Source organism: Neotabrizicola shimadae, from assembly GCF_019623905.1.
Lineage (GTDB): Bacteria > Pseudomonadota > Alphaproteobacteria > Rhodobacterales > Rhodobacteraceae > Neotabrizicola > Neotabrizicola shimadae.
This window is the reverse complement of record NZ_CP069370.1, coordinates 1-26,000: the sequence shown is the minus strand read 5'-3', so window position 1 is coordinate 26,000 and position 26,000 is coordinate 1. Positions and strand designations below refer to the sequence as shown.

23 protein-coding genes and 1 tRNA gene are annotated in these 26,000 nt (G+C 65.5%); 7 read left to right on the top strand and 17 right to left on the bottom strand.

Annotated features, from left to right (window positions below):
• Positions 1-324: 324 nt before the first annotated feature.
• From JO391_RS00120 to JO391_RS00110, 3 genes are all read left to right on the top strand, one after another.
• A complete protein-coding gene (locus JO391_RS00120) occupies positions 325-2,298 on the top strand; it encodes an alpha/beta hydrolase (RefSeq protein ID WP_220662203.1) in 1,974 nt (657 codons plus the stop codon).
• A gap of 33 nt (positions 2,299-2,331) precedes the next feature.
• The gene (locus JO391_RS00115) at positions 2,332-2,748 is read left to right on the top strand and encodes a hypothetical protein (RefSeq protein WP_220662202.1); all 417 of its coding nucleotides are present in this window, start codon (positions 2,332-2,334) and stop codon (positions 2,746-2,748) included.
• Positions 2,749-2,839: 91 nt separating this feature from the next.
• The gene (locus JO391_RS00110) at positions 2,840-4,279 is read left to right on the top strand and encodes a S10 family peptidase (protein WP_259444773.1); all 1,440 of its coding nucleotides are present in this window, start codon (positions 2,840-2,842) and stop codon (positions 4,277-4,279) included.
• A 16-nt stretch (positions 4,280-4,295) separates the two neighbouring features.
• Here JO391_RS00110 and JO391_RS00105 read toward each other — a convergent pair whose 3' ends face one another.
• From JO391_RS00105 to JO391_RS00090, 4 genes are all read right to left on the bottom strand, one after another.
• Positions 4,296-4,652, bottom strand: a complete 357-nt coding sequence (locus tag JO391_RS00105; RefSeq protein WP_220662201.1) for a YciI family protein — start codon at positions 4,650-4,652, stop codon at positions 4,296-4,298.
• Positions 4,653-4,667: 15 nt separating this feature from the next.
• Entirely contained in the window at positions 4,668-5,108 is a 441-nt protein-coding gene (locus JO391_RS00100) for a hypothetical protein (protein WP_220662200.1), read from the bottom strand.
• Between the two features lie 201 nt (positions 5,109-5,309).
• Entirely contained in the window at positions 5,310-6,743 is a 1,434-nt protein-coding gene (locus JO391_RS00095; protein WP_220662199.1) for a DUF1254 domain-containing protein, read from the bottom strand.
• 117 nt (positions 6,744-6,860) lie between these two features.
• Entirely contained in the window at positions 6,861-7,892 is a 1,032-nt protein-coding gene (locus tag JO391_RS00090) for a LacI family DNA-binding transcriptional regulator (RefSeq protein ID WP_220662198.1), read from the bottom strand.
• Between the two features lie 265 nt (positions 7,893-8,157).
• Here JO391_RS00090 and JO391_RS00085 point away from each other — a divergent pair.
• Positions 8,158-8,233 (top strand) — tRNA-Arg (locus tag JO391_RS00085).
• A 35-nt stretch (positions 8,234-8,268) separates the two neighbouring features.
• On the opposite strand, the gene JO391_RS00080 is transcribed toward JO391_RS00085, so the two are convergent.
• The 6 genes from JO391_RS00080 to JO391_RS00055 form a co-directional block, all read right to left on the bottom strand.
• The gene (locus JO391_RS00080; protein WP_220662197.1) at positions 8,269-8,952 is read right to left on the bottom strand and encodes a TetR/AcrR family transcriptional regulator; all 684 of its coding nucleotides are present in this window, start codon (positions 8,950-8,952) and stop codon (positions 8,269-8,271) included.
• 80 nt (positions 8,953-9,032) lie between these two features.
• On the bottom strand, positions 9,033-10,460 hold the full coding sequence (locus JO391_RS00075; protein WP_220662196.1) for an amidase: 1,428 nt from the start codon (positions 10,458-10,460) through the stop codon (positions 9,033-9,035).
• Positions 10,461-10,515: 55 nt separating this feature from the next.
• The gene (locus JO391_RS00070; RefSeq protein ID WP_220662195.1) at positions 10,516-11,550 is read right to left on the bottom strand and encodes an extracellular solute-binding protein; all 1,035 of its coding nucleotides are present in this window, start codon (positions 11,548-11,550) and stop codon (positions 10,516-10,518) included.
• Positions 11,551-11,571: 21 nt separating this feature from the next.
• The gene (locus JO391_RS00065) at positions 11,572-12,372 is read right to left on the bottom strand and encodes an ABC transporter permease (RefSeq protein ID WP_220662194.1); all 801 of its coding nucleotides are present in this window, start codon (positions 12,370-12,372) and stop codon (positions 11,572-11,574) included.
• Positions 12,365-13,291 carry an ABC transporter permease gene (locus JO391_RS00060; protein WP_220662193.1) on the bottom strand — a complete coding sequence of 309 codons (927 nt, stop codon included), beginning with the start codon at positions 13,289-13,291 and terminating at the stop codon, positions 12,365-12,367. Before JO391_RS00060 ends, JO391_RS00065 begins: the two co-directional genes overlap by 8 nt.
• A gap of 2 nt (positions 13,292-13,293) precedes the next feature.
• Positions 13,294-14,376: an ABC transporter ATP-binding protein gene (locus tag JO391_RS00055; RefSeq protein WP_220662192.1), complete on the bottom strand. Its 1,083-nt coding sequence runs from the start codon at positions 14,374-14,376 to the stop codon at positions 13,294-13,296.
• 574 nt (positions 14,377-14,950) lie between these two features.
• Between JO391_RS00055 and JO391_RS00050 the strand changes: the two genes are divergently transcribed.
• From JO391_RS00050 to JO391_RS00040, 3 genes are read left to right on the top strand one after another with little or no spacing between them, the layout of a single operon-like run.
• Positions 14,951-15,418, top strand: a complete 468-nt coding sequence (locus JO391_RS00050) for a MarR family winged helix-turn-helix transcriptional regulator (protein WP_220662191.1) — start codon at positions 14,951-14,953, stop codon at positions 15,416-15,418.
• Positions 15,415-16,533: an HlyD family secretion protein gene (locus tag JO391_RS00045; protein ID WP_220662190.1), complete on the top strand. Its 1,119-nt coding sequence runs from the start codon at positions 15,415-15,417 to the stop codon at positions 16,531-16,533. Before JO391_RS00050 ends, JO391_RS00045 begins: the two co-directional genes overlap by 4 nt.
• Positions 16,530-18,059 carry a DHA2 family efflux MFS transporter permease subunit gene (locus JO391_RS00040; protein ID WP_220662189.1) on the top strand — a complete coding sequence of 510 codons (1,530 nt, stop codon included), beginning with the start codon at positions 16,530-16,532 and terminating at the stop codon, positions 18,057-18,059. Before JO391_RS00045 ends, JO391_RS00040 begins: the two co-directional genes overlap by 4 nt.
• Before the next feature lie 56 nt (positions 18,060-18,115).
• Here the strand turns inward: JO391_RS00040 and gyrB are convergent, their stop codons facing one another.
• The 7 genes from gyrB to dnaA form a co-directional block, all read right to left on the bottom strand.
• Complete coding sequence (gene gyrB / locus JO391_RS00035; RefSeq protein WP_220662188.1) at positions 18,116-20,566, bottom strand: DNA topoisomerase (ATP-hydrolyzing) subunit B; 2,451 nt, start codon at positions 20,564-20,566, stop codon at positions 18,116-18,118.
• 80 nt (positions 20,567-20,646) lie between these two features.
• Entirely contained in the window at positions 20,647-21,267 is a 621-nt protein-coding gene (locus JO391_RS00030; protein WP_220662187.1) for a LysE family translocator, read from the bottom strand.
• Between the two features lies 1 nt (position 21,268).
• Positions 21,269-21,796 carry a GNAT family N-acetyltransferase gene (locus tag JO391_RS00025; protein ID WP_220662186.1) on the bottom strand — a complete coding sequence of 176 codons (528 nt, stop codon included), beginning with the start codon at positions 21,794-21,796 and terminating at the stop codon, positions 21,269-21,271.
• Positions 21,786-22,220 carry a VOC family protein gene (locus JO391_RS00020; RefSeq protein ID WP_220662185.1) on the bottom strand — a complete coding sequence of 145 codons (435 nt, stop codon included), beginning with the start codon at positions 22,218-22,220 and terminating at the stop codon, positions 21,786-21,788. Before JO391_RS00020 ends, JO391_RS00025 begins: the two co-directional genes overlap by 11 nt.
• Positions 22,217-23,317 carry a DNA replication/repair protein RecF gene (gene recF / locus JO391_RS00015; RefSeq protein ID WP_220662184.1) on the bottom strand — a complete coding sequence of 367 codons (1,101 nt, stop codon included), beginning with the start codon at positions 23,315-23,317 and terminating at the stop codon, positions 22,217-22,219. The genes JO391_RS00020 and recF overlap by 4 nt, the downstream gene beginning before the upstream one ends.
• A 56-nt stretch (positions 23,318-23,373) precedes the next feature.
• Complete coding sequence (gene dnaN / locus JO391_RS00010) at positions 23,374-24,492, bottom strand: DNA polymerase III subunit beta (RefSeq protein ID WP_220662183.1); 1,119 nt, start codon at positions 24,490-24,492, stop codon at positions 23,374-23,376.
• Between the two features lie 116 nt (positions 24,493-24,608).
• A complete protein-coding gene (gene dnaA / locus JO391_RS00005) occupies positions 24,609-26,000 on the bottom strand; it encodes a chromosomal replication initiator protein DnaA (protein ID WP_220662182.1) in 1,392 nt (463 codons plus the stop codon).

Here is a 26,000-nt window from a genome sequence, read left to right as displayed (position 1 = left end):
TCGATCATCTTCTCTCGACGCGTCAAGGACATCGGCATGGCCTTTCTCAAGCGGCCCGAGACGGCTCCGGATGCCGGCTGCCTTGCCAGCCTGAAGCCGCAGTTCGTGCTTCCCCCGGCCAGGCCGGTCGCGGACAGGTCCCGGGCAACCGGCGCTGCGCAACCCCAGGCCGGCCCTGCCCGACCGGCCCGGTGCCATGGCCGGCCTTGGTTCCAGTTGCACCGGCGCGGCGTCCTTCCTTTCCTGCCATGCGCAATGTGGATAGACGTGGAGGGGTGAGGCAGACAGGCTTGCGGCAATGCCTCCTGTGACCGACTGGCCGCCATGACCCCTGATCAGATCGTCGCCTTCGTGCTGGCCCTGGCCGGGCCTCCTGCCGCGGATCCGCTGCTACCCCTGATCGTGCCCGGCGGTGCGGACCCGCGCTATCCGGTGGTCGCCGTGGCTTGCCCCGGCCCGGTCGCCCCGGAAGAGGTCGAGGGCATGACCGTGGCTTGCGGCAGGGTCAATCTGCCCGAGGACCATGACAAGCCCGACGGTCGCCGGATCGACCTGACCTTCATGGTGCTGAAATCGCATTCGCTTGCGCCCGCCGCCGATCCGGTGGTCTATCTGCATGGCGGCCCGGGCTCGGGCGTGGTCCGGAACCCGATCCTGATCACCCGCTTCCTGGAAGAGATCCGTGACCGGCGTGACATCATCGCCTTCGACCAGCGTGGGGTGGACACCTCAGCCGGGCCGGAGTCCCGCTGCTATGCCACGGTCGCCAACCCCGAGACGCTGGCCGACGCGATATTGGCCAGTGGGTCCGAGGCCGAGATGATCGCGCGCGGTCGTCAGGCGGTGCGCGCCTGCCTGGACGAAATCGCCGCCAACGGCGCGGACATCTCGACCGTGAACACGCTGCAAAACGCGCGCGACGTGCAGGCGCTGATGAGGGCACTGGGGCACGGCAGCTACAACATCTTCGGCACGTCCTATGGCACCTTCCTCGCGCAGGAGGTTATGCGGTCGGCACCCGAGGGCTTGCGGTCGGTCGTCGTCGACAGCGTCTGGCCGGTGCAGGTGCCGATGTATGACCTAATGGGGCTGCCGCTGGCCGAGAATGTCCGGTCGCTGTTCCAGCTTTGCGCGGCGGATGCCGCTTGCGCCGCCGCCTATCCCGACCTCGAGGCCCGCTTCTGGGCGCTCTGGGCCAAGCTGGAAGCGGCGCCGTTGCGGGGGGCGCAGGGACCGATCACCGGGCGCTCCCTCTTCATGCTTCTGATCGGGCGCAACAGCTTTGCCCCGGGAAACCAGGGGATCACCGGCTACCTGCCGAAGATGATCGCCGAGTTGGAACAGGGCGTGACCGTTACACATGACGAGATCGCCGCCAAACGCCTTGGTTCAGGCGCGGCCCCTGCGCCGGACCTTTCGGGCCTTGACGCGACAAGCCAGGCACTTGCCGAAACAGCACTGAACCTGGCAGAGATCGGCCGGGCCACGGAGGAGGCCGTGAGTACGACGCTTGCCCAGCTTGAGGTGGCCCGTAACCGCGCCGCAAAAGGCACCGACTTGGTCGAGGTGTTCGACACCGCTCTTGCCGATGCCGCCAAGGCCCTGCCGACATTGCCGGCCCGCATCGCCTTTGGCTCTGACTACCTGATGCTGCGGGCTTCTACCCCAACGACAGGTGCGCTGGATGCCCTTATGGAGAAGCATTTCACCGGCACAACACTGGTCGGCCTGAGAGCGCTGTCCGAACGGATGACCGACGCCCAGCTGGCCCAGGTCTTCGACCGGATCAGCCGCGACAACAGCGCCATCGACGACGTGCTGGTCGGCCAGTTCCAGCTGCAGATGTTCGCCTGCCAGGAGAACATGGACATCAACGGCCCCGAGACGATCCCCATCGCCAGCGCCCGGCTGCGGGACGAATTCGGCTGGCCCGAGAGCATGATCGCCGAGATCGAGTCGGGGATGAACGCCAGCATCTATGGCCCCTGCGAAGAGTTTCAGCGCGTTTCGCGGCCGGGCATCCACGACCCCGTCACAGCCGACATCCCGACGCTGGTGCTGCAGGGCACGCTGGATACCCAGACCGCCCCAAGCTGGGGACCCATGCTCGCCTCGACCCTACCGAAGGCGCAGCTCGCGATCCTTCCCGAAGCCGGCCATGGAACCTTCATCTTCTCGGATTGCTCGCGCGATATCGCCGCAAGCTTCCTCGACACCCCGGAAGCTTTGGTGAACACCTCCTGCACTGCCAGCCTGATGCCCGGCTTCCTGCTGCCGGATGGAAGCTGGACCCGGTAGCCCCTCGTCCCACATCAACCCTTGGAGACCCCCATGCCCAGACTTTCCTTTGCCTTTGCCGCCTTTCTGGCCCTGTCACCGCTTGCCTCGCCCGTCCTGGCGCAGGACCAGGCTCGGGTCGAGTTCGAGAAGGGCAACGACAATGCCGCGATCAATGGCACCATCGTGGGCGACGAATACATCGACTACCTGCTTGGGGCGAAGAAGGGGCAGAAGATGGCCGTCTCGCTGATTCCGGGCGAATCGAACGGGAACGGCACGGTCTATTTCAACATCCTGCCCCCCGGAAGCACCGGCGAGGCGATCTACAACGGATCAATCGACGGGCTGGATGCCACGGGGATCGTTCTGCCGAAGAACGGCGACTATGTGATCCGCGTCTACCAGATGGGCGACGATGCCGACAGCGGCAAGACGACGGCCTTCATGATCTCGGTCGGGATCATGTAGCGGCGTAACCTGGCGGCAGTGCGCCGCCGGAAGGACGCCACCTGAGTTCCGGTGGAGCGCGGGGCGATTGGCATAAAGAGGGATTGGCAGCATGAGACTTTGGATCGTGACCCGTTCGGCCTTGGTTCTGGCACTTGCCCTTGCCATGCTAGCAGGCTGGTCCTCTGCCCCATCGGCACAGGATCTGCCCGCCTACACGGCCAAGGCCGGCTTGCTGAACACCGGCGTCGACCCCGAACGCCCCGAGGCCGAGATGTTCCATGTTGCCTACACCCTGGACGGTGCCGACCCGGCGACGCGGCCGGTGACCTTCCTCTGGAACGGCGGCCCCGGTGGCGCCAGCATCTTCCTGCATATTGCTGCGATCGGGCCGAAGACCATCGCCACCGCCGGAGACGGGACCTTTCCCCCGGTGCCCGCGCGGCTGGAGACGAACCCTGACAGTTGGATCGCCTTCACCGATCTGGTCTTCATCGACCCGGTTGGGACAGGCTATAGCCGCACCCTTCCCGGACCCGACGGAGCGCCGCGCGACCCGACCCCGTTCTACAACACGATGGGGGATCTCGATTCCATTGCCCAGTTCATCCGGCAATGGCTGACGGTCAACAATCGCTGGGGCTCGCCCAAGGCCATTGCCGGAGAAAGCTACGGCGGCATGCGCGTGGCCGCCCTGACGCGCATCCTGGCCGAGAAATACGCGATCAACCTGAACCGCGCGGTGATGATCTCTCCCGAGTTGAACGTGGATGCAGATTTCGACAGCTACTCGCTCCTGTTCCCTATGGCCCAGATCCCTACGCAGGCGGCCATCGCTGCAGTGCAAGGCCGGGGTGTCTTCGGGAAAGATGCCGAGGGAAGGAAAGCCGCCGAGGACTATGCGCTAACCGAGTATCTGACCGGTCTGGCCGCGCTTGGCCGCATGCCGCCCGAGGAGCAGACCGCCTTCTATGCCCGGATGAGCGAGGTGATCGGCATTGAGCCTGCACTTCTTGCGCGGAACAACGGGCGGATTGACCAGTTGCTCTTTGCAGGCAGCCTCTTAGCCGACAGGGGGCTGGTTCTTGACCGCTATGACGGCTCGCAGGCCAGCGACAACCCGAGGCCGCAGGACGCTTCGATCGGCGTCCTTGATCGCAGCCTCACGGTGCTGAGCGGCATCCTTCTGTCGCCACTGATGGACTATCTTCGCACCGACCTCGGCTTTGTCATCGACCGGCCGTATGAGCCGCTGAACCTGACCGTGAACTCCGCGTTCGACCGTACCTCGTCCGTGGGTACGCCGGATGATGTGGGCATAGCGCTGGCGCAGAACCTGGACCTGAAGGTGCTGGTCGTGCACGGAGCGTATGACACGGTCACGCCGTACTTCATGTCGCGCTTCGTTCTGGAACAGGCAACGCGGGCGAAGGGTGCACGCGAGCGTCTGTTCTTCGGCACCTACGAAGGCGGGCACATGTTCTACCTGCGCACCGGAAGCCGGGCAGAGTTCGCCAGGGATGTGCGCGGGTTCTACGAGACGGCGCCGTGAGCGGATGGCGCCATGGTCATAGCATCGGCGGCAGGATCGGTCGCCGTTCGACCGAGCCGGTCGCGGCGCAGGGTGCCTTTGCGGCCCAGTCGAGCGCCGTGTCGAGATCGGGCACCTCGATCACGAAATAGCCGCCGAGTTGTTCGCGTGAGGCGGCGAAGGGGCCGTCCTGCACATGCCGCTTGCCATCGGTCACGCGCACCGTGGTGGCGAGCATGGGGCCTTGCAGCCCGTCACCCTTGACGATGACCCCGGCCAGAGCCATCGCGCCGATGAAGGCGGTCCAGCCGCCCCAATAGGCGGCCGACTGGCCAGGTTCGGTGCGGGCGACGAAATCGGCTTCGGTTTCGTTCAGCATCATCATGAATTGCATGGGACTCTCCTGGGTTCAGCGCAGGATGCCACGATTTCGGGCGACAAGGGACAGGGCGAAGAGGGCCGCCGCGATGGCGACGACCACGACGAGGATGGCCAGTTGGGCGGGCATTCCGTCGAAGACGCCATGGGCCAGATCGCCTGTGAAGAGCGCGATGTAGGCGGCCAGCGAGACGGCCAGCACCCAGGTCGCCGTGCTGCGCCGCAGGAGCAGGAGCAGGCCGCCGAGCGTGCCGAGCCCGGTGCCGAGCGCGAAGGCGAGCGTCATCCAGCCGGGAAGGCCGGCGTAGAGCAGGGCCTGCGCCTCTGTCAGGCCCTGCGCCATCAGGCTTTCCGGGGTCTGGGTCAGGCTGTCGGCAAAGCGGATCAGGCCGAAGATGTTCCAGGCGAGGGCGCCGGCGGCCGGCAGGATCAGCCAGAGCGGGCGCGGTGGGGCAAAGGTGAGAGCGGTCATGTCGGTCTCCGTTAACGCCCGCGTCAGGGTCGGGCAGAACAGTGACACGCGGGGCGCCGGGATTTCGACAGGCGACGCAAGTTTTTTCGCCCCTGCAGTCGGCGGGTGGGGCGGGCCCGGAGCTTTCGGCATCTCCGGGCAAGTTCCGTCGAGGGAACTTGCGGGCTCCCTGCCCGCCGGGGCGGGCAGCGAGATGCGTGGTCAGGATTTCTTGACTTCGGGGATCTTCCAGCTGCCGTCGATGATCGAGGGCGCCTTGTCGTCGGGCCAGTAGAGCCGGAGCATCAGGTGGAACTTGCCTTCGGGAGCGGGAAGCCAGTTGGCCTCTTTCTCCTGACCGGGGCTGTCCTTCTGAATATAGATCGTCAGCGAGCCGTCTTCGCCCATCACCGGATTGGTGCGGATGCTCATCGAGTAGCGGTTGATCGGGTTCGCGACGAAGAACATCTGTTCGTTGTACATGGTGAGCGACCAGAAGCCCTGGACCGGCGGGGTCTGGCCCTTGGGGAAGACCATCGTGTACTTGTGTTCGCCCGAGTATTCTTCCAGCAGGTTCGGCCGCTGCGACAGCGGATAGATGGCGTCCTGCGGCAGGTTCGCGCCAAGGCCGATGGCGGTAATGAGGGCACGCTGCGTGTAGTTGGTGCCGTAGGTCCCCGCCTTGGTGGTGAAGAGCCAGCCGTTCTCGTGCGTCATGTTGCCATCGGAATCCACGAGATGCGCCATGATGCGATGGAAGGCGAAGGGGGCGACGCGGGATTCGAAATCGGGCTTGAGCTTGGGCTTGTCCAGATCCTGCCCCGGCAAGAGGCCGATGGCGGCGAAGCGGTCCACCGCGGGCTTGTCAGCCCCGGACGGGGGGTTGCGCTTCATCAGGTCGGCCAGCAGAGAGAAATAGTCGCTGGCGCTGAGGGCGTTCACCTGGTCGCGGGTCGGGGTCTTCATGTCGATGGACGGATCGACGGTGCCGGCGGGCGGGGTGTAGTCCTGCCCCCAGGTGGACAGCGGCTGGAGCTTGAAGGCATCCTGCAGCTTGTGGACGGCATCGTAATCCTCGGGCGTGCCGGTGCAGTAGATGCGGCCCAGGAGCCAGACCATCGCGGTGGGGGATTTCAACTCGGTCATGCCGTCAGGGATGGTGCCGGTCCAGCCGGGGCCGGTGATGAGGAAGGTCCTGGCCGCGCCGCCGGTGGTGCGGCTGCCGGGGACCTGGAACACCTCGGTCCAGCCGGACAGGAGCGGGAGAAGGAAGTAGCGATCGCCCATGTCGGGCTGGTCCAGCACCCAGGGCTCGTCGCCCACGTCCAGCCAGGCGGTGGTGTAGAGAGTGTCGGCATTGGGCGCGGTGATGTCGGTGAAGCTGGCGTCGGGGTATTGCCGCATCCGGATGAGGGTGCCCATCGGAGCGTGCGAGCCCTCTGCCGCGGCGACATTCGTCATGATGCGGCGGGTCATTTCCATCGTGACCAGCGGATAGCCGAAGATGTAGGCATCGGAAGCGATGCCGAAATCCTCGGTGCCCTCGATGATGTCGGAGAAGAGGCCGTCCGAGGACTGGGCAAGGCTGCGGCCGGCGGCAGTGAGGGCAAGCGCGCTGATGCCGGCGAGGCCGAGAGCGCGGCGAGTGAGTTTCACGGGGAACTCCAATGTTGTGCGAATGGTCGGAACATATCGGCCGGGGACAGGGGCCGACATCACAAACACGCCAGGGCCGGAGGGAGCCGATGCGGGGTTGGCGCGGGCGGCGAAAACTCAGGTCCGGCGGATGGTGTCGCCGGGTTGCAGCGTGGGGAAAAGCTCGATCACCTCGCCGCCGATGACGCCCTGGTGCTTGCCGGCGACGATCTCGGCGGCCTTGCGGCCGATTTCCAGGCGGCAGGCGTCCATGGTGGCCAGGCGGCGCGGCAGGCCGTCCAGCAGTTCGACGCCGTTGAAACCCGCGAGGCCAATCTTGCCGGGGACGTCGAGGCCCTTGTCGAGGCAGTAGAGCAGGCCCCCTGCCCCGATCATGTCGTTGGAATAGTAGAGGAAATCCACGTCGGGGCTGCGGTTGAGCACCGCGGCGGTCATCTCGCGCCCCTTCAGGAGCGCGGAGCCGCCCGAGTAGAACTCGCGGTCCACGAGGTCGACGCCGGCCTTGGCGAGGGCTTCCTCGAAGCCCTCCAGGCGCTTGCGGGCGCGGTGGTCGTTGGGCATCTGCGTGCCGAGGAAGGCGATGTGGCGGTAGCCGGCGGCGAGGATTTCCTCGGCCATCTGGCGACCGGCGCGGCGGTGCGAGATGCCGACGGCGGAGTCGACCGGGGAACCGTCGATATCCATGATCTCGACGATGGGGATGCCCGAGGCTTCCAGCATGGCGCGGCCGGCGTCGCTGTGTTCGAGGCCGGCGATGATGAGGCCGGTGGGGCGCCAGGACAGCATCTCGTACAAGACGGCTTCCTCGCGTTCGGGGAGGTAGTTGGTGACGCCGACCACGGGTTGCAGGCCGGTGTCGTCCAGCACTTCGGATATGCCGGTCATCACCTCGGGGAAGACCATGTTCGACAGCGAGGGGATGACGACGCCGACGAGGTTGACGCGCTGGCTGGCAAGGGCGCCTGCGATCTTGTTGGGGACGTAGCCCAGGCGGCGGGCGGCTTCGAGCACACGCTCGCGCGTGGCATCCGAGACGTCGCCGCGATTGCGCAGCACCCGGCTGACCGTCATTTCGCTGACGCCGGAGGCTTCCGAGACGTCGCGAAGGGTCAAGAGGCGGCGGGGAACCGGCGGAGTGGTCTTGTTCACGGAAGCCTCGTTCGGGGATTGACCCTTGTTAGCGCCAAAAGATCGCTTGTCCAAGCCGGGAATGCGGGCTATGTTACCGCTAACGGGCAGTCCTTTGCGACCCCGGCGATATCCAGCGCGTCCAGCAAGCTCTCAAACCGGACGCGAGGGACCCAAGGGGGAGCGGTGGGCCAATACGCTCCCCCTTTTCCTTTTAGGGACCGATTTGATGCGGATGCCACGCGGCAGTTGATGCGGCGCGACTTTCCGGGCATGAAGGCGCCGTGGCCCCGTAGCTCAACGGATAGAGCGTCCCCCTCCTAAGGGGAAGGTTGCAGGTTCAAGTCCTGCCGGGGTCACCATTTCCACAGAGGATCGGGGTTCAGGTCGGCTGCCCTCAGGCGGGCCAGGGTTCGCGTGGGAAAGCGTGGCGCAGGAGGGCGAGCCCGCATTTGCGCAGGGCGTCGGAGGGAAGATGGTCGTAGTTGACCGTATCCCAGTACCAGGCGCCCTGGACCATGTAGTTCATGCCCTCGGACAGGGTGTCGATATCGGCATCCGTGTAGCCGCCGAATTCGGCGATCTGGGCCAGAAGGCTGCGGACCTGTTCGACATAGTCGCGGTCTGTGGGCAGGCTGATGGACCGGTCGATCTGGAGCGTCTGGCGGTCGCTGCCGAAGGCGACCCAAGCGGCAACCCAATCGGGATGCTGGGTTTTGAAGCTGCGGGCGCAGTCGAGCGTTGCGACGATGCGGTCGAGTGTGGACAGACCGGGGCGCCGGACGGTGGCCTCCCAATGCCGGGCGTATTGGTCGTTGAGGAACTCGATCACTGCGCGGAACAGCTGTTCCTTGGTGCCAAAGTGAAAGACGACGAGGGCATTGGAGGAGCCGACGCGCCGCGCGACACGCTGGATGGTCACGGCGGTGAGGCCCTCTTCGGCGATGGTGACGATGGTGGCGTCGATGATGCGCTGAAGGCTGGCCTGGCCGCGCAAGTGGCGACGGTCGGCCCGGCCCGACCGCGTGAGGGGCGCGGTGCCGTCGACTTCGGGCGGGGTCGGGTCCGTGACCTGGGACATCTGGGACTTTCCGGCGAGACGGCCGCGGCAGGAGTGCCGCGGCCCTTATCATTTGGCGCCGGTGGGGCGTCAACCGCAGGTCAGAGCGCCGGGCGGTTGGCGGCGTCGGCATACCAGACGCCGCGGGCGGTTTCGTAGGCGAGGCCGGCGCGGAACACATCGGCATCGCAATAGCTGCGCCCGACGATCTGGATGCCGGTGGGCACGCCGTTGCCGGCGCGGCCCGAGGGCACGGAGAGGACGGGGCATCGGCTGAGCATGTTGAAGGGCGTGGTCATCACCCAACCCAGGGTGGGATCGACTTCCTTGCCGTTGATCTGCACCTTTTCAACCGAATGGTCCATGTCGGCTGCGACCGCCGTGGCCGAGTTGGTGGGGCAGATGAAGACGTCGTATTTCTCCATCAGCGGGCCGAAGGTCAGGTACATCTCGGCGATGGCTTCGAGGCTGGCCACGAAATCGGCCGAGGTGGATTGACCGCCCTGTTCCGCGAACTGGCGGGCATAGGTCGTCATCTCGTCGGCATGGTCGGCAAGCAAGGTCGAGAGATAGGCGCCGAAGATGTGCTTGAGATAGGCGATCCCGGCCTGAAGCGCGCCGGGCTTCCAGCCGACATCGACCTCTTCCACTGTGGCGCCAAGCGAGCGGAACACGTCGAGCGCGGCCAGCGTGTTGCGGCGCACGTCTTCCTCGACCTCGAACAGGCCGAGGTCGAGTGAATAGGCGATCTTCCAGCCCTTGATGGGCTTGTAGTCCATCGGCAGGCGCAGCTTAGGGCGAAGTGTCGAGATGTCGGTGGGCGACGGGCCGCACATGATGTTCTGAAGGAGGATCGCGTCCTTCACGTCACGCGCCATCGGCCCGGTGTGGCAGAAGAAATCCAGGTTGAAGGGCGGGTCGTCCGGGTTGCGACCATAGGGCGGCTTGTAGCCCACCACGCCGCAGGCCGCCGCCGGGATGCGGATGGAGCCGCCGATGTCGGAGCCGGTGCAGAGGGCCGAGGTGCCCGAGGCCAGCGAGGCGCCCGAACCGCCCGAGGAGCCGCCGCAGGTGTAGGCCGGGTTCCACGGGTTGCGGGTGACGCCCCAGAGCCGAGTCCAGGTGGTGCCGGCACAGGAAAACTCGGGCGTGGCGGTGCGGGCGTGGATGATGCCGCCGGCAGCCATGATGCGGGCGTTGTTGGTGGAGGTCTGGTCGGCGATATGATCCTTCAGGATCAGCGAGCCGGACGAGGTGGGTTTGCCCTTGATCTCGCTTTCATCCTTGATGCCGATGGGCAGGCCTTCCAGCGCGCGGGTGCGGGCGCTGCGGGCAAATTTCGCCTCGGCCTTGCGGGCCTGGTCCATCGCCTCGTCGAAATGAGTGTAGGTGAAGGCGTTGACCGGGTCTTTCACCGCCTCGGCACGGGCAATGACCGCCTCCATCAGCTCGACGGGAGACAGGTCGCGCGCCTTGAAGCGGCGCATGGCTTCGTGTGCGGGCAGGTAGCACAGATCGAGATCGCTCATCGGGGTCTTCCGGGTGTTTGGGGAGGGCGGGGCCGGGTGGGCCCCGCCGGACAGGTCATTTCAGGACATCGGTCCAGATGCGGGTGTAGAGGTCGTTCACCTCGGGCGGGCAGGCCGGGGAGAAATCGCCCAGGGCGACAAACTCTTCGGGCACCACGATTTCGGGCGCGTCGCGCATGTCTTCCGGCATGAACGCCTCGGAGCCCTTGATGCCGTTGGCATAGCGCGCATAGGACGAGATCAGCGCGGCGTTTTCCGGATCCATGATGAAGTTCTGGAAGAGCTTGGCATTTTCGGCATTGGGCGCCGATTTCAGGACGGCGACGTTGTCCATCCAGATCGGGTAGCCTTCCTTGGGATAGCCATAGACGAAGCGCGGGGCTTCGAGGCGGATGCGCATGGCCGCGCCGCTCCAGGCGAGGCCGGCGGCGTAGTCTCCGCCTGTGTACTTTTCGATGCTGCCGTAATCCATCGCCACCCATTTCGGCTTGGCGGCGACGAGCTTGGCGTGGACGCGCTTGAGCACCTCCATGTCGTCGGTGCAGACCTTGCCGCCTTCGGCCAGGACCGCCATGGTCATGACATCGCCCATCTCGGGGACGACATTGACCTTGCCCACCAGTTCGGGCGGCGGATCGAGGAAGATGGACGAGGTGTTCGGGTCGCCCTTGTAGATGTCGGTGTCGACGATGACACCGGTGGTGCCCCATTGCCACGGCACGGTGTAGCGGCGGCCGGGGTCGAACTCGACGTCGATCCAGCGGGGATCGACGTTCTTGAAGTTCTCCATCTGGTCGGGGCGGGTTTCCAGCAGCAGGCCTTCGTTGATCCAGATCTGCACGAAGGTGGCGCTTGGCACCACGATGTCGAAGTTGTTCCCGCCCTGCCGGGCCTTGGCAAGCGCGGTGTCGTTCGAGTCGAAGTCGGTGATGGTCACCTTGACGTCGTAGGTTTCCTCGAACTTCTTGATCAGCTCGGGGCTGGTGTATTCGCCCCAGTTGAAGATGTTCAGCTCGCCCTCGGCCCGGGCGGTACCGGCGGCAACGAGGGCCAGGGCAGAGAGGGAAAGCAGCAGTCGGGCATTGCGCATGGGCGGCTCCTGGGTGAGGGGTCAGGTCTTCTTGCGGCTGAGAAGGAAGAACAGGCTGACGACGGCGATCGAGACGCCGAGGAAAACGGTCGAGATGGCGTTCATCTCGGGTGTGACGCTGCGGCGGAGCTGGCCCAGCATGTAGGTGGGCAGGGTCTCCTGGCCGGCGGACTTGATGAATTCGGTGATGACCACATCGTCGAGCGAGACGACGAAGGCCAGCATGAAGCCCGCAAGGATGCCGGGCCACAGAAGCGGCAGAGTGATGTGGCGGAACGTGGCCCAGGGCCGCGCGTAGAGGTCGGCGGCGGCGCGTTCCAGCGTGAGATCCATGGTTTCCAGCCGGGCACGGATCGGCAGGAAGGCGAAGGGCACGCAGAAGGCGGTGTGGGCGGCAATCAGGTAGCCAAGGCCGGTGTAGCCCGTCCAGACCTTGATGCGGGCGAAGACCACGAGCAGCGCCACGGCGGTGACGATTTCCGGCACCATGAGCGGCTGGTTGATGAAGGCGACCTTCAGCGACATGCCGCGATAAGGCGCGGTGCGTGTGGTCGCGAGGGCCGCCATGGTGGCCACGGCTGTGGCGATGACCGCGGCGATGGGGGCGATGGTCAGCGAACGCAGGAGCGCGTCGATGATGCGGTCGTTTTCCCAGGCGGCTCGGAACCAGCGCAGAGACAGGCCGTCGAGTTGTCCGACGGTGGTGCCCGCGTTGAAGGCAAAGACCACCATCGTGGCCATCGGCAGGTACAGAAGGAAGAAGCAGGTCAGCGCAATGAAGGTGAAGCCGCGCTGGTGGCGGACGGAATGGGACCTAGCCATGGGCGCGCCCTCCGGATTTCGCGGCGACGCGGACATAGACGAGAAGCGCCAGCATGACGGCGGCGGTCAGTGTCAGCGACAGGGCGGCGCCAAGTGGCCAGTTGCGGGCCTGGCCGAACTGAAGCTCGATCAGGTTGCCGAGCATGAGGTTCTTGCCGCCCCCCAGGAGGCGCGGCGTGACATAGGCGCCAAGCGCGGGGATGAAGACGAGGATGCAGCCGGCGATGATGGCGGGCCGCGTCATCGGCAGGATGATGTGACAGAGCGTGCGGCTGTTGGTGGCGTATAGGTCGGAGGCGGCCTCGGCGAAGCGGAAGTCGAATTTTTCGAGGCTCGCGTAGACCGGCAGCACCATGAGCGGCAGGTAGACATAGGCCATGCCGAGGAAGATGCCGAGGTCGGTGAACATGATCTGGAAGGGCTTGTCGATGAGCCCGGTCCACAGAAGCAGGCTGTTCAGGACGCCTTCGTTGCGGAACACCTCCTGGATGGCGAAGGTGCGGATCAGGAGGTTCGTCCAGAACGGGATGGTGATGAGGAACAGCCAGAAATCACGCTGACGTTCGGGCCGGGTGGCGATGAACCAGGCGGTGGGAAAGCCGATGAGCAGCGTGACGAGGGTGGTGATCGCGGCCAGCTTCACCGAGCGCCACAGGATGCTGACATGAGCCTGGGCGATGCCGATGCTGTCGTCGAAGAGCCCGCGTTCGAAGAAGACCGAGAACCAGCCGTCCAGCGAGAACTGCCAGTATTTCACATCGCCGTAATCGCCCTTCTCCATGAAGGAATAGAGGACAATCACGGCCAGCGGCGCGACGGCGAAGAGGAAGACCACGGCGAGAGCGGGGGTGGAAAGCCACCAGCGCATCCGGGTGGCGCGGCGGGATTCCAGCGTGGCGATTTCGGCGGCTGTGGGCATGGTCAGTCCTTCAGCACGCGGGCGGCGCCCGGCTTGAAGGCGATGCCGACCCCTGCCCCCGGTGCCAGCCCGAGGTCGCCGCCGGGGCTGTTCTGCTGGCGCAGGACAAACTCCGACCCGTCGGAAAGGCGGACGTGCAGGTGGGTGTCGGTGCCGAAATAGACCACCTGATCCAGCGTTCCGCGCAGGTCAGCGGGCTGGTCGGGGGCGCGCAGCTCGGCATGTTCGGGGCGCACGATCACGGTGACGGGGCCGGACGGCGGCGCGGTATCGGGCAGACCCGCCTGGACCTCGCCCCCTACGGCGAGGCGGACGCGGCCCGCGGTGCCATAGGTGGTGACAAGGGTGCCGGCGAGGAAGTTCACTTCGCCGATGAAATCGGCCACGAAGCGGGTACGCGGGTGGTCGTAGATGTCGCGCGGGGAGCCGACCTGCAGGATGCGCCCGCCCGACATGACGGCGATGCGGTCGGACATCGTGAGGGCTTCTTCCTGGTCGTGGGTGACGAAGATGAAGGTGATGCCGGTCTCGGTCTGGAGCCGCTTCAGCTCGCCCTGCATTTCCTTGCGCAGCTTGTAGTCCAGGGCGGACAGCGGTTCGTCCAGCAGAAGGACGCGCGGCGCGGGCGCCAGCGCCCGGGCCAGCGCGACGCGCTGCTGCTGGCCGCCGGAAAGCTGGGACGTGCGGCGGGTGCGAAAGCTTTCCATCCGCACCAGCGCAAGCATCTGGTTGACCCGTTCGGCGGCCTGGGCGCGCGGCTTGCCCAGCATCTTGAGGCCGAAGCCGATGTTCTGTTCGACCGTCATGTGCGGAAACAGCGCATAGCTTTGGAACACGGTGTTCACGGGCCGCGCAAAGGGCGGCTGGCCCGCGATATCCTGACCGTGCAGGCGGATTTCGCCGGTGGTTGGAAAGTCGAAGCCCGCGATCAGCCGCAGAAGCGTGGTCTTGCCGCAGCCCGAGGGGCCGAGCAGCGTGAAGAATTCGTTTTCGCGGATGGCGACCGAGACGCCATCGAGCGCGCGCGCCTCTCCGAAGGCCTTGGCCACATCCATGACCTCGATCGCCGGGGAATCCGGTGCCATTCCTTTCGCCCCTCCTGTCGCGACCCGCCGTCTTTGCGCGGCGTGGCCGGTGTTCTGGGAAGTGACACTAATAAGACTGAACATGCAGTCAAATACTTTTATTGCGCAAGCGGCCCGCGCCGCGCCATACAAGTACGGGTTCACGTCGGGTTTTGATAATTTCCTTTGCGACCGCTGGCTTGGCAGCAAAGGGCGCGCGGCGCGGTGAACGGTCGCGGCTGAGCTTAGGCGTGGATGGTCGCGGCGGTGTGGCGTCAGGAGTCGCCGTTGCGGGCGCGGCCAATGCGAATCAGCAGGGGTCGCGTAGCGGATCAGGGCAGCTGGATCATCACCCGACCGTCGCGCAGTTCGGCCGGAAGGATCTTGAGATCCACGCGGGCCGGAGCTCGCTTTGCAGCGCCGGCGCATTAGTCGAACTGGCCGTTGTGGCGGAAACGGTCGTTGATGTGGCCCACATCAGCCCTTCGCGACGATGGCCAAGGGCCGCACCTTCTGTGCAAGATTGCCGGAACCAGGACACACATTGTGCGCAGCTGCGCTTGATTAGTAAGCGTGCTTATATTAAGTCGCGCTCATGGAAAAACCGAGAGACAAGCTGGGGCTGGTGTTGCACGACGCGGCGCGCGCCATGAGACGGGCGTTCGAGCGGCGGGCTGTGCGGCTGGGGCTGTCGTCGGCGCAATGGCGCCTGCTGGTGCATCTGTGGCGTGAGGGCCAGGCCACACAGGCACGACTTGCAGAGTTGCTCGAGATCGAGCCGATCTCGGTTTCGCGGCTGGTGGACCGGATGGAGACGGCGGGGTGGGTGCAGCGACTGCCCGACCCGACCGACCGGAGGGTTCGGATCATCGCGCCGACCGAACGCATGGCCGAGGCGCGGGACGAGATCCTCTACATGGCCGACGAGATCTACGGCGTGGCGCTTGGCGGGTTCCAACCCGCCGAACGCGAGGCGCTGATGCTGGCCCTGGGCCGGCTGATCGAGAACCTGAACGATGATGAGGCCGCCGCGGTGGCGCCGGCCCGGGAAGCAAACAGATGAACGCGCAAACAGATCTGACGAAGGAAGCCGCAGCGGCCATTTCCGCGCCCGACGGCACGGCGTCACCCGCAAAGCCCAAACGGCGCATTGGTCGCACGGCTCTGATGCTGGCGGTTCCGGTTGTGCTTGCGCTTGGGGGCGGGGTCTACTGGGTGACGTCCGGGCGCTATGAGACGACCGAGAACGCGGCGCTGCACCAGGCCCGGATCACCGTGGCATCGGACCTGTCGGGGCGCGTGGTCCGGCTTGCCGTGCATGACAACCAACCCGTGAAGGCCGGGGATCTGCTGTTTCAGGTGGACCCAGAACCCTGGCAACTGGCCTTGAGCGATGCGCAGGTGGCGGTGGAGTCCGCGCGGCTGACGGTCGAACAACTGAAGGTGGCCTACGACCAGGCGCAGGCCCAGGCGCGGGTGGCGGCCGAGAATGCCGCCTATGCGCAGGACGAGTTGAATCGGCAGAAGGAGCTGACGGCCAAGGGGGTCGCCTCGACCACCGCGCTGGAAGATGCGCAGCATGCGGCGAACCTGGCGTCGGAGCAGGCCGAAGTGGCGAACAAGGCCGTGGCCAATGCGCTGGCGGCCCTGGGCGACCCGACGCAGGCGGTGGACAGCCACCCGAAGGTGCGGGCGGCCCTCGTGGCGCTGGACAAGGCGAAGTACAATCTGGGCCTGACCGAGGTTCATGCCCCCGAGAATGGCATCGTCTATCAGGCCTCTTCCTTTCGCGAGGGGCAGATGGTGACAGCGGGATCGCCGCTGTTCACTTTGGTGGCGAACCGGGATGCCTGGGTCGAGGCCAATTTCAAGGAAACCCAGCTGACCGGGATCGCGGTGGGCCAGCCGGCCGAGATCGTCTTCGACGTGCGACCGGACGAGCGCTTTTCCGGCACGGTCGAGGCCATCGGCGCAGGCACCGGGGCAGAGTTTTCGCTGCTGCCGGCGCAGAATGCGACCGGCAACTGGGTGAAGGTCACTCAGCGCGTGCCGGTGCGGATCAAGCTCGACGATCCGGCGGCGGCGGCAGATCTGTCTTCGGGCATGAGCGCGACGGTTGACGTGGATACCGGGCGCGGCATGTCGCTGTCTGATCTGGCGGGGCTTGTGAAATCATGACCGCGGCCTCTGCCCCCGCGGCGGAGGTGCCACACAAGGGCCTGATCACGCTGGCAATCATGCTGGCGACGATCATGCAGGTGCTGGACACCACCATCGCAAACGTCGCACTGCCCTCGATGGTCGGCGATCTTGGCGCGAGCCAGGACACGATCACCTGGGTGCTGACGAGCTATATCGTGGCGGCAGCGGTGATGACGCCGGTTACGGGCTGGCTTTCGGACCGGATTGGCAAGCGCGAGTTGTTCCTTGCGTCGATCGCCGGCTTCGTGGCGACCTCGCTGCTGTGCGGCCTGGCATGGAACCTGCCGTCGATGGTGGTGTTCCGCCTGTTGCAGGGCGTGTTCGGTGCAGCTATCGTGCCCCTGTCGCAGACGTTCCTTCTGGACATCAACCCGCGCGAGAAGGCCGGCCAAGCCATGGCCCTGTGGGGCGCGGGCATCATGGTAGGCCCGATCATCGGCCCGACGCTCGGCGGCTGGCTGACGGAATCCTACAACTGGCGCTGGGTCTTCCTGATCAACCTGCCGGTGGGGATCATCGCCTTCCTGGGCTCGGCCGCCTATTTGCCGAAAAGCACGACCCGGCCGCGCAGCTTTGACTTCTTCGGCTTTGCCATGCTGTCCCTGGGCATCGGCGCCCTTCAGATGATGCTGGACCGCGGCGGCGAGGTGGACTGGTTCTCGGCCACGGAAACCTGGATCTATCTGTTCCTGACGATCACCGGGTTCTGGGTCTTTGCCATACACATCGCCACGAACGAGCGGCCCTTTCTGGACCCACACATGTTCCGGGACCGCAACTTCGTGACCGGGCTGGTCTTCATCTTCGTGATCGGGATCATCCTGCTTGCCTCGCTGGCCCTGTTGCCGCCGATGCTGTCGCGCATCTTCGGGCATTCGGCGATCTCGACCGGGTTGGTCATGGCGCCGCGCGGGGTGGGGACCATGGTCTCGATGCTGGTGGTCGGGCGGCTGGTGCGTAAGGTGGATGCGCGGTTCCTGGTCGTGCTGGGGCTTCTGCTGACCGCTTTGTCCCTGTACCTCATGACCGGCTTCACGCCACAGATGGATGACCGCCTGGTGATCTGGACAGGCGTGATCCAGGGCCTTGGGCTGGGTTTGGTCTTCGTGCCCTTGTCCACAGTGGCCTTTGCCACCATCGACGCAAAGTACCGCGCGGACGCGACCAGCCTGTTCAGCCTGGTGCGCAACATCGGTTCGTCCATCGGCATTTCCATCGTGACGGCGATGTTGACTCGCAACGTTCAGATCAATCACGCCGAACTGGCCGAGAAGATGTCCCCCTGGAACCCGGCGCTGAAGGCGGCTTTGCCCAAGGCGGCCGCGGGGGACCCGGCCAGCCTGATGTATCTGGATCAGGTTGTGAACCTGCAGGGGCTGATGGTGGCCTATGTGGATGACTTCAAGCTGATGATGGTCATCACATTGGCAGCGATCCCGCTGGCACTGCTGCTGAAGAAGCCCGAAGCGACGGCCAGGCCGGTGGCGGTTCACGCCGATTGACGTCGACACCGACCCTGCCTTGCTGAAGGTGCGAGGCGGGGTCCGGATGTTGGCCGTCAGAAATCCAGATTGGCCACGCTGAGGGCGTTCTGCTGGATGAACTCGCGCCGGGGTTCTACCTCATCGCCCATCAGCTTCGCGAAGATGTCTTCGGCTTCGGCCACGTCGTCGACCTTGACCTGAAGGAGCGTCCGCGCCTCGGGGTCGAGCGTGGTTTCCCAAAGCTGTTCGGGGTTCATCTCTCCAAGGCCCTTGTAGCGCTGGAGCGTGAGGCCCTTCTCGCCTTCGGCGAGGATCGACTTCAACAGGTCAATGGGGCCATGGATCATCTGTTCGCGGTCCTTGCGGACCAGCCGTGCGGGATCGCGGTAGACGTCGCGATGCTGGGCGGCAGCGCGGGACAGGCGCTGCGCCTCGCCCGAGCGCAGGACGGCGCCATCGAGGGTGCGCAATTCCTCAACACCGCGCAGGATTCGGGACAGGCGGATGCCGTGGTCTTGCGTGATGCGGCCTTGCCAGCCGCGTTCGTATTCCACCGCGATCTGGTCCAGGCGACGGGCGACGGTATCGGCAACAGCCTGAAGGTCGGCATCTGCGCGGCCCGTGTCGAAGGCGCCGGCGATTGCCGCCTGTTCGAGGATGTTGCGCGGGTAGTGGGTGGGGAAGGCCTCCAGAACGCGGCGGAAGGCGCGGGCACCTTCGACCACGCGCGCCAGATCCAGCCCCGCAATTTCCTGCCCGTCATCCAAGCGCAGAACAGCCCCTTCAATACCCTGCTCGATCAGGTAGTCATCCAGCGCGGCCTGGTCTTTCAGATAGACCTCGGACTTGCCGCGCGCCACTTTGTAAAGCGGCGGCTGGGCGATGTAGAGGTATCCACCTTCGACGAGCTGCGGCATCTGGCGGAAGAAGAAGGTCAGCAGCAGCGTGCGGATATGCGCACCGTCCACGTCGGCGTCGGTCATGATGACGACTTTGTGGTAGCGAAGCTTCGAGATGTCGAATTCGTCCCGGCCGATGCCGGTGCCAAGCGCCATCACCAGGTTGCCGATTTCCTGGCTGGACAGCATCTTGTCAAACCTTGCGCGTTCGACGTTCAGGATCTTGCCTCGCAGCGGCAGGATCGCCTGGACGCGGCGGTCCCGGCCGGTCTGGGCGGAACCACCGGCGCTGTCGCCCTCGACAAGGAAGACCTCGGACTTGGAGGGATCCTTTTCCGAACAATCCTTCAGCTTGCCGGCCAGGAAGTTCACATCCAGCGCCGACTTGCGGCGGGTCAGTTCGCGGGCCTTGCGGGCGGCCTCGCGCGCCAGAGCGGCCTCGACGATCTTGCCCACGATGATCTTGGCGGGGGCGGGGTTTTCCTCGAACCATTCGGCGAGCTTCTCGTTCACCAGGTTCTCGACGGCAGGGCGAACCTCGCTTGAAACCAGCTTGTCCTTGGTCTGGCTGGAGAACTTCGGATCGGGAACCTTGACCGACAGCACGCAGGTCAGCCCTTCGCGGGCGTCATCGCCGGTGAAATCGACCTTCTCGCGCTTGGCGATGCCGGATTCCTGCGCGTATTTCGTGAGCGTGCGGGTCAACGCGCCGCGGAAGCCGGCCAGGTGGGTGCCGCCGTCGCGCTGCGGGATGTTGTTGGTGAAGGGCAGCACAGTCTCGTGGTAGCTGTCGTTCCACCACATCGCCACTTCCACGCCGATTCCGCCACGCTCGCCCGTCATGTAGATCGGTTCGGGGATGAGCGCCTGCTTGGAACGGTCGAGATACTTCACGAACTCGCGCACGCCGCCGTCGTAGTGAAGTTCAACACGCTGCGGTTCGGCATGGCGCAGGTCTTCCAGCACGATGCGCACGCCCGAATTCAGGAAGGCCAGTTCGCGCAGGCGGGTTTCCAGCGTCTTGAAGCTGTAGTCGAGGTTCGAGAACGTGCCGTCGGGCCGGTGCGTCTTGGCCGAGGCGAAGAAGCGCACGCGGGTGCCGCGCATTCCGGGGGCCGTCCCGACCGGATGAACATGGACGGTGCATTCGCCATCTTCAAACCGGGCGTGGTATTCGGTTTCGTCGCGCCAAACGGTCAGTTCCAGCCAGTCGGACAGCGCGTTCACCACCGAAACGCCCACGCCGTGCAGACCGCCCGAAACCTTGTAGGCGTTGCCGCCTTCATCCGTGTTGTTGAATTTGCCGCCCGCGTGCAGCTGGGTCATGATGACTTCGGCGGCCGAGACGCCTTCTTCGGCATGGATGTCCACCGGGATGCCGCGGCCGTTGTCGGTGACGGAGACGGAGTCATCGGCATGGATCGTGACCGTCACGGCGGTGGCGTGGCCGGCCAGCGCCTCGTCGATGCCGTTGTCGACAACCTCATAGACCATGTGGTGCAGGCCCGAGCCATCGTCGGTATCGCCGATATACATGCCGGGGCGCTTACGGACAGCCTCCAGCCCCTTGAGAACCTTGATGGAATCGGCACCGTATTCGGCGGGCTTGCGGGCGGGTTCGGCCATGCGGGAAAGACTTTCCAAGTTGCGCGCGATTTATAGCGGCTGAGCCCGGGAATGTCACGGGCAAGACACCAGATTTGGTGTCAGACGAAGGGAATCACCAGCCCGACCAGGACGAGCAGACAGCCTGACGTGACGTTCAGCCGGCGGATCGCGGCGGGCGAGGACAGGAGCTGACGCGCCCGGTCAAGGAACCAGGCGAGGGCCAGGTTGCCGGCCATGGGGATCAGCGCCGAGACGGCGATGATGAGCGTGATATCCAGCGGCGTGAGCGTCGAGAGGGTGAAGAAGCCAGGCAGCGCGCCCATGTAGAACAGGATCGCCTTCGGGTTGCCGATCACCGCTGCGACGCCCACCGAAAAGCCCGCCCAAAGGCCGGGTTTCGTCAGCCGGCTGTCGGCGGAAATCGCGGCGGCGGGTTTGCGGATCAGGAGGATGCCCATGGCAATGAAGATCGCGGCGGCAGCCCAGCGCAGCACGGACAGGACATCGCCCCAGACCGTGTCGATCCAGCCCAGGCCGAGGATCGCGGCAAGCGGCCAGAAGAGGTCGCCCAGGGCCACGCCCACGGCCAGGGGCCATGCCGCCGCGAACCCGCCCGAAAGGGCACGGGCGATGAGCGCCATCCAGACCGGGCCGGGCACGGCCCAGAGGCCGGCCATGCCAAGCGCGTAGAGGCCAAGCTGTGCCGCGGTGATCGTCATGTCAGAACTGGTTTCCTATCAGGTCGAGTTCGGCGGCGTCATCCCATTTCTGCGCGCCAAGCGGAAGGACCATGAGGTGCCGGGCGTGCGCGTGGTGGACGTCGCCCAGTCGTGCGCCGTCCATCCCCACCCACTTCAGGCGGTTGTGCACCTCGCGAAAGCCTGCCGCGGCATAGAGACCCGCCGTTCCGAACAGGGTCAGGAACGCGGCGTTGGAGGCCTTGGCCTCGGCGATGGCCAGGGCGAGAAGGCGGCCGGCGATCCCTTCGCCGCGGCGGTCCGGGTCGGTGGCGACTTCGGCGAGGCCCGCGATGGTGACAAGCCTGTCATCCAGCCGGACTGCACGCCAAAGCATGGCGATGTGGCCGACGAGGGCATCTCCATCGAAAGCCAGAAGGCGCAGGTGGTGGCGCTGCTGGAAGAAGCTGCGCCCGCCGAAATCGGTGGTGAAGGTGCGGGCAAGCAGGGCCACGACCTGCGCCTCGACCGTTTGAGTCAACGCCCATTCGGGGATGCGCTCAACCCGCATTTGGCAGCGTCAGTGTGCCGTCTTCGGACAACGGCCAGAACGGGTTCATCGCCACTTCCCAGACATGACCGTCAGGATCGGCCCAATAGCCGGAGTAGCCGCCCCAGAACACTTTCTCAGGCGCCTTCAGCGCGGTTGCCCCTGCCTCCAGCGCGGCTGCAAAGGCGGCGTCGACCTCGGCCTCGGTGCCGAAGTTCTGGGCCAGCGTCACGGCGCCCGTGCCAAGCGTGGCACCGGGCCGGCCCTGATCGGCGGCCAGTTCGGCGCGACCGAACAGGGCGAGTGCTTGGCCTGCAAGCTGGAAGAAGGCAATGCCCGGCTGGCTTTCGACATGCTCATGCCAGCCGAGCCGGGCATAGAAGGCACGCGCGGCGGGCAGATCGGCCACGCCAAGCGTGATCAGGGTGACGCGCTGAGGGGTCATGCGGGGATGATCCTTGATTGGCCGCCCTCCTCGGCGACGGTGAAGGCTTGCGCCCTTTGACCGAGCGAGTCAAACAGGCCGGCCTCTGTCCCGGTCAGGAAGGCCTGCGCCCCAAGCGCGACGATCTCGTCATAAAGCGCGGCGCGACGCCCGGGGTCCAGATGCGCCGCGACTTCGTCCAGCAGAAGGATCGGCGCGGCGCCCAGATCAGAAGCCAGGGCACGGGCATTCGCGAGGATCAGGCTGAGGAGCAGGGCCTTCTGCTCGCCGGTGGAACATTGAGCAGCGGGCAGGCCCTTTTCGGCATAGAGCGCATCCATGTCGTCGCGGTGCGGGCCGGTCAACGTGCGCCCCGCGGCCATGTCGCGCCGCCGGCCTTCCGACAGTGCCGCGGAGAGGTCACCCGAAAGCGGCGGCCCCCCGTCCGGGCCCTTCAGGGCGAGGTCGGCGCGGGGAAAGGCCGTCGCAGCGCCGTCCTGTGCCTCTCGCAGCCGGGCGACGGCCGCCTCGCGGTTGCCGATGATGACGGCGCCGGCCTCGGCCATCTGCCGTTCGACGGCGCCATACCAGCGGGAATCCGTCACCTCGTCTTTCAACATCCGGTTGCGTTCGCGCATGGCCTTTTCATAGCCCAGCGCCGCCTCGGCATGGTCGGGGAAGAAGGACAAGGCGATGCGGTCCAGAAACCGGCGGCGCGCCTCGGCACCCTCCAGCCACAGCCGGTCCATCGCCGGGACAAGCCAGACCATGCGGAGAAGGTGGCCAAGCGCGGTTTGCGTGGCGGGCTTACCGTCGATGCGGACCTGCCGCGGTTCGCCCGGTTCGGCCCAGGTCTCGACCTCGTGCGCCCCGCGCGGCGCAGCCACTTCGGCGGCGATCTTCCAGCCAAGGGCTTCGGGCCGCCGCGCCAGATCGCCGGTCTCGGCCCGACGGAGACCGCGGCCCGGCGACAGAAGCGAGACCGCTTCAAGGATGTTGGTCTTGCCCGCACCATTCGGCCCGAACAGAGCGACGGGCCTGCCATCCAGCGCAAGCCGCAGCGCCCGGTGGCTGCGGAAGTGCGACAGCGACAGCGAGGAAAGGACAAACCCGGCCATCAGCCCTTCGTCTTGGCTTGCGGAACGTGGTCGTCCGGGGGTGTCCCGGAGGCCGGTCACACGCGCATTGGCATCACGACATAGATGGCAGAGGTATCGTTGCCTTCGCGCATCAGGGTCGGGTCGCCTGACGAATTGAACAGGAAAACGGCGTTCTCGCGGTCGACCTGACTGGCGATCTCCAGCAGATATTTCGCGTTGAAGCCGATCTCGAGCCGGTCGCTGTCATAGGCGACGGCGAGTTCCTCTTCGGCAGCGCCGGAATCAGGGGCGTTGACCGAGAGGACCAACCGATCCTCATCCAGCGAAAGCTTCACGGCGCGAGAGCGTTCCGACGACACGGTGGCTACGCGATCCACAGCCTTGGCAAACTCGCTCGCGTCCACTTCCAGCCGGCGGGAGTTGCCCATGGGGATCACGCGGGAATAGTCCGGGAAGGTGCCATCGATGACCTTCGAGGTCAGGGTGATCGCGGGGGTGGCGAAGCGGATCTTGGTTTCGCTGACCGAGACGGCAATCTGCGCTTCGTCGTCATCCAACAGTTTGCGCAGTTCGCCCACGGTCTTGCGCGGCACGATGACACCGGGCATCCCCTCGGCGTTGGCCGGAAGCGGGGCGTCGATGCGGGCAAGGCGGTGACCATCGGTCGCCACACAGCGCAGCACGGGACCGTCTTCGCCAGTCGCGGTGTGCATGTAAACGCCGTTCAGATAGTAGCGCGTCTCTTCCGTCGAAATGGCGAACTTCGCCTTGTCGAACAACCGGCGCAGCACCGGAGCGGGGGCCGCGAAGTTTGTGGTGTAGTCCGGCGAGGCCATCACCGGAAAGTCTTCCTTCGGCAACGTGGCAAGGCTGAAGGTGGATCGGCCGGCGGCGATGGTCAGCCGCGCGGAGGCCGGATCGGCAGTGATGGAGACCAGCGCGCCTTCGGGAAGTTTGCGCACGATTTCATGCAGCATCACGGCAGAGGCGGTCGTCGCGCCACCGCGTTCCACCATGGCCGGAGCACGATCGACCACTTCGATGTCAAGGTCGGTGGCGCGGAAGCTGACCTTGTCGCCCTCGGCCTCGATCAGCACATTCGCGAGGATCGGAATTGTGTTGCGGCGTTCGACAACCGATTGGGCCTGCGCCAGCGCCTTCAGTAGCGTGCCGCGTTCGATGCTGAACTTCATCGCCATCCCCCTGACGGGCCCCATTCGGGGACACCGGATCGCCCGGCCGAGGCCGGTTCATCTTTCGTTTCGTGTGACATTGGGGGGCTTTGCGGGGGGCGTCAAGCCCGCCCGCATCAGCCCTGAAGCTGCCGTTTCAGCAGTTGCAGATCATCTGCAAGCTGGCTGTCGGTTGCCATCAACTCCTCGATCTTGCGGACACCATGCATGATCGTGGTGTGGTCACGCCCGCCGAAACGTTTGCCGATCTCGGGCAGGCTGCGGTGGGTCATCTGCTTGGACAGGTACATCGCCACCTGTCGCGGTCGCGCAATGGCGCGCAGGCGTTTCGGACCGATCAGGTCGGACAGGCGCACGTTGTAATGTTCGGCCACCTTCCGCTGGATCTCCTCGATGGTCAGCTTGCGGTCCGAGGCGCGCAAGATATCGGCAAGGCAATCCTGCGCCAGTTCCAGGGTGATCTCGCGCCCGACCAGTGAGGCGAAGGCGAACAGGCGGGTGAGCGCGCCTTCGAGTACGCGGACATTCGTCGTGATGCGATGGGCCAGGAATTCCAGCACGCCGTCAGATAGGATCAGGCCGCGGTACTGGCTGCGGTAGTATTCCGCTTTCTGCTGCAGGATGCCGAGCCGCAGTTCGTAATCTGTCGGGTGAAGGTCCACGACAAGGCCGCATTGCAGGCGCGACTTGATGCGATCCTCCAGATCCTTGATCTCGCCCGGCGCCCGGTCAGCCGAGATCACGATCTGCTTGTTCTGATCCACCAGCGCATTGAACGTGTGGAAGAACTCTTCCTGCGTGCTGTCCTTGCCGGCGATGAACTGGACATCGTCGACCATGAGCACGTCGACCGACCGGAACATCTCCTTGAAATCCATCATCTGCCGGTCACGCAACGCTTGCACGAAGCGGTACATGAACTGTTCGGCAGAAAGGTACAGCACGCGAAGGTCCGGCTGGCGCACCATCAACTCGTGCGCGATGGCGTGCATCAGATGGGTCTTGCCCAAGCCGACGCCGCCATAAAGGAAAAGCGGATTGAAGCTGACCGGCCCGCCCTCGGCAACGCGTCGCGCGGCGGCATGGGCAAGCTCGTTCGGTTTGCCCACGACAAAGCTGTCGAAGGTGAAACGCGCATCAAGCTGTGCGCCCGGAAGGTCATCATCCGCCGACCGAGGACGAGACGCCGGGCGCTGGCCGGACGGCTCTGCCACGCGGGTTCCGTTGGCAGCGGCGCCTTGCGTAGCGGGACGAAGGCCGGCGGCAACAGATGCCACCGAAAACTCCACTCGCTCGACCGGCTCACCTGCCTGATTGAACTGGGCGCGAATGTGATCAGAGAAGTTCCGGCTGACCCATGTACCGAAGAAGGAGGTCGGCACTTCAAACTGCGCGACGCCGTTCTTGAGGCCATTGAGCTTCAGTGGCTCGATCCAGGTCACATAGTTGTTTCGCCCTACCCTCTTGATCAGTTCTTCGCGGACCCGTCCCCAGGTGTCGTCGTTCAT

Excerpts from the sequence above, each read along its gene's own strand:
- JO391_RS00045 (WP_220662190.1), top strand. The coding sequence starts at position 15,415 with ATGAACGCGCAAACAGATCTGACGAAGGAAGCCGCAGCGGCCATTTCC.
- JO391_RS00065 (WP_220662194.1), bottom strand. The coding sequence starts at position 12,372 with ATGGCTAGGTCCCATTCCGTCCGCCACCAGCGCGGCTTCACCTTCATT.
- JO391_RS00110 (WP_259444773.1), top strand. The coding sequence starts at position 2,840 with ATGAGACTTTGGATCGTGACCCGTTCGGCCTTGGTTCTGGCACTTGCC.
- JO391_RS00120 (WP_220662203.1), top strand. The coding sequence starts at position 325 with ATGACCCCTGATCAGATCGTCGCCTTCGTGCTGGCCCTGGCCGGGCCT.
- JO391_RS00025 (WP_220662186.1), bottom strand. The coding sequence starts at position 21,796 with ATGCGGGTTGAGCGCATCCCCGAATGGGCGTTGACTCAAACGGTCGAG.
- JO391_RS00050 (WP_220662191.1), top strand. The coding sequence starts at position 14,951 with ATGGAAAAACCGAGAGACAAGCTGGGGCTGGTGTTGCACGACGCGGCG.
- dnaA (WP_220662182.1), bottom strand. The coding sequence starts at position 26,000 with ATGAACGACGACACCTGGGGACGGGTCCGCGAAGAACTGATCAAGAGG.
- JO391_RS00055 (WP_220662192.1), bottom strand. The coding sequence starts at position 14,376 with ATGGCACCGGATTCCCCGGCGATCGAGGTCATGGATGTGGCCAAGGCC.
- JO391_RS00030 (WP_220662187.1), bottom strand. The coding sequence starts at position 21,267 with ATGACGATCACCGCGGCACAGCTTGGCCTCTACGCGCTTGGCATGGCC.
- JO391_RS00100 (WP_220662200.1), bottom strand. The coding sequence starts at position 5,108 with ATGACCGCTCTCACCTTTGCCCCACCGCGCCCGCTCTGGCTGATCCTG.
- JO391_RS00115 (WP_220662202.1), top strand. The coding sequence starts at position 2,332 with ATGCCCAGACTTTCCTTTGCCTTTGCCGCCTTTCTGGCCCTGTCACCG.
- gyrB (WP_220662188.1), bottom strand. The coding sequence starts at position 20,566 with ATGGCCGAACCCGCCCGCAAGCCCGCCGAATACGGTGCCGATTCCATC.
- JO391_RS00105 (WP_220662201.1), bottom strand. The coding sequence starts at position 4,652 with ATGCAATTCATGATGATGCTGAACGAAACCGAAGCCGATTTCGTCGCC.
- JO391_RS00040 (WP_220662189.1), top strand. The coding sequence starts at position 16,530 with ATGACCGCGGCCTCTGCCCCCGCGGCGGAGGTGCCACACAAGGGCCTG.
- JO391_RS00080 (WP_220662197.1), bottom strand. The coding sequence starts at position 8,952 with ATGTCCCAGGTCACGGACCCGACCCCGCCCGAAGTCGACGGCACCGCG.
- JO391_RS00070 (WP_220662195.1), bottom strand. The coding sequence starts at position 11,550 with ATGCGCAATGCCCGACTGCTGCTTTCCCTCTCTGCCCTGGCCCTCGTT.
- JO391_RS00020 (WP_220662185.1), bottom strand. The coding sequence starts at position 22,220 with ATGACCCCTCAGCGCGTCACCCTGATCACGCTTGGCGTGGCCGATCTG.
- dnaN (WP_220662183.1), bottom strand. The coding sequence starts at position 24,492 with ATGAAGTTCAGCATCGAACGCGGCACGCTACTGAAGGCGCTGGCGCAG.
- recF (WP_220662184.1), bottom strand. The coding sequence starts at position 23,317 with ATGGCCGGGTTTGTCCTTTCCTCGCTGTCGCTGTCGCACTTCCGCAGC.
- JO391_RS00060 (WP_220662193.1), bottom strand. The coding sequence starts at position 13,291 with ATGCCCACAGCCGCCGAAATCGCCACGCTGGAATCCCGCCGCGCCACC.
- JO391_RS00075 (WP_220662196.1), bottom strand. The coding sequence starts at position 10,460 with ATGAGCGATCTCGATCTGTGCTACCTGCCCGCACACGAAGCCATGCGC.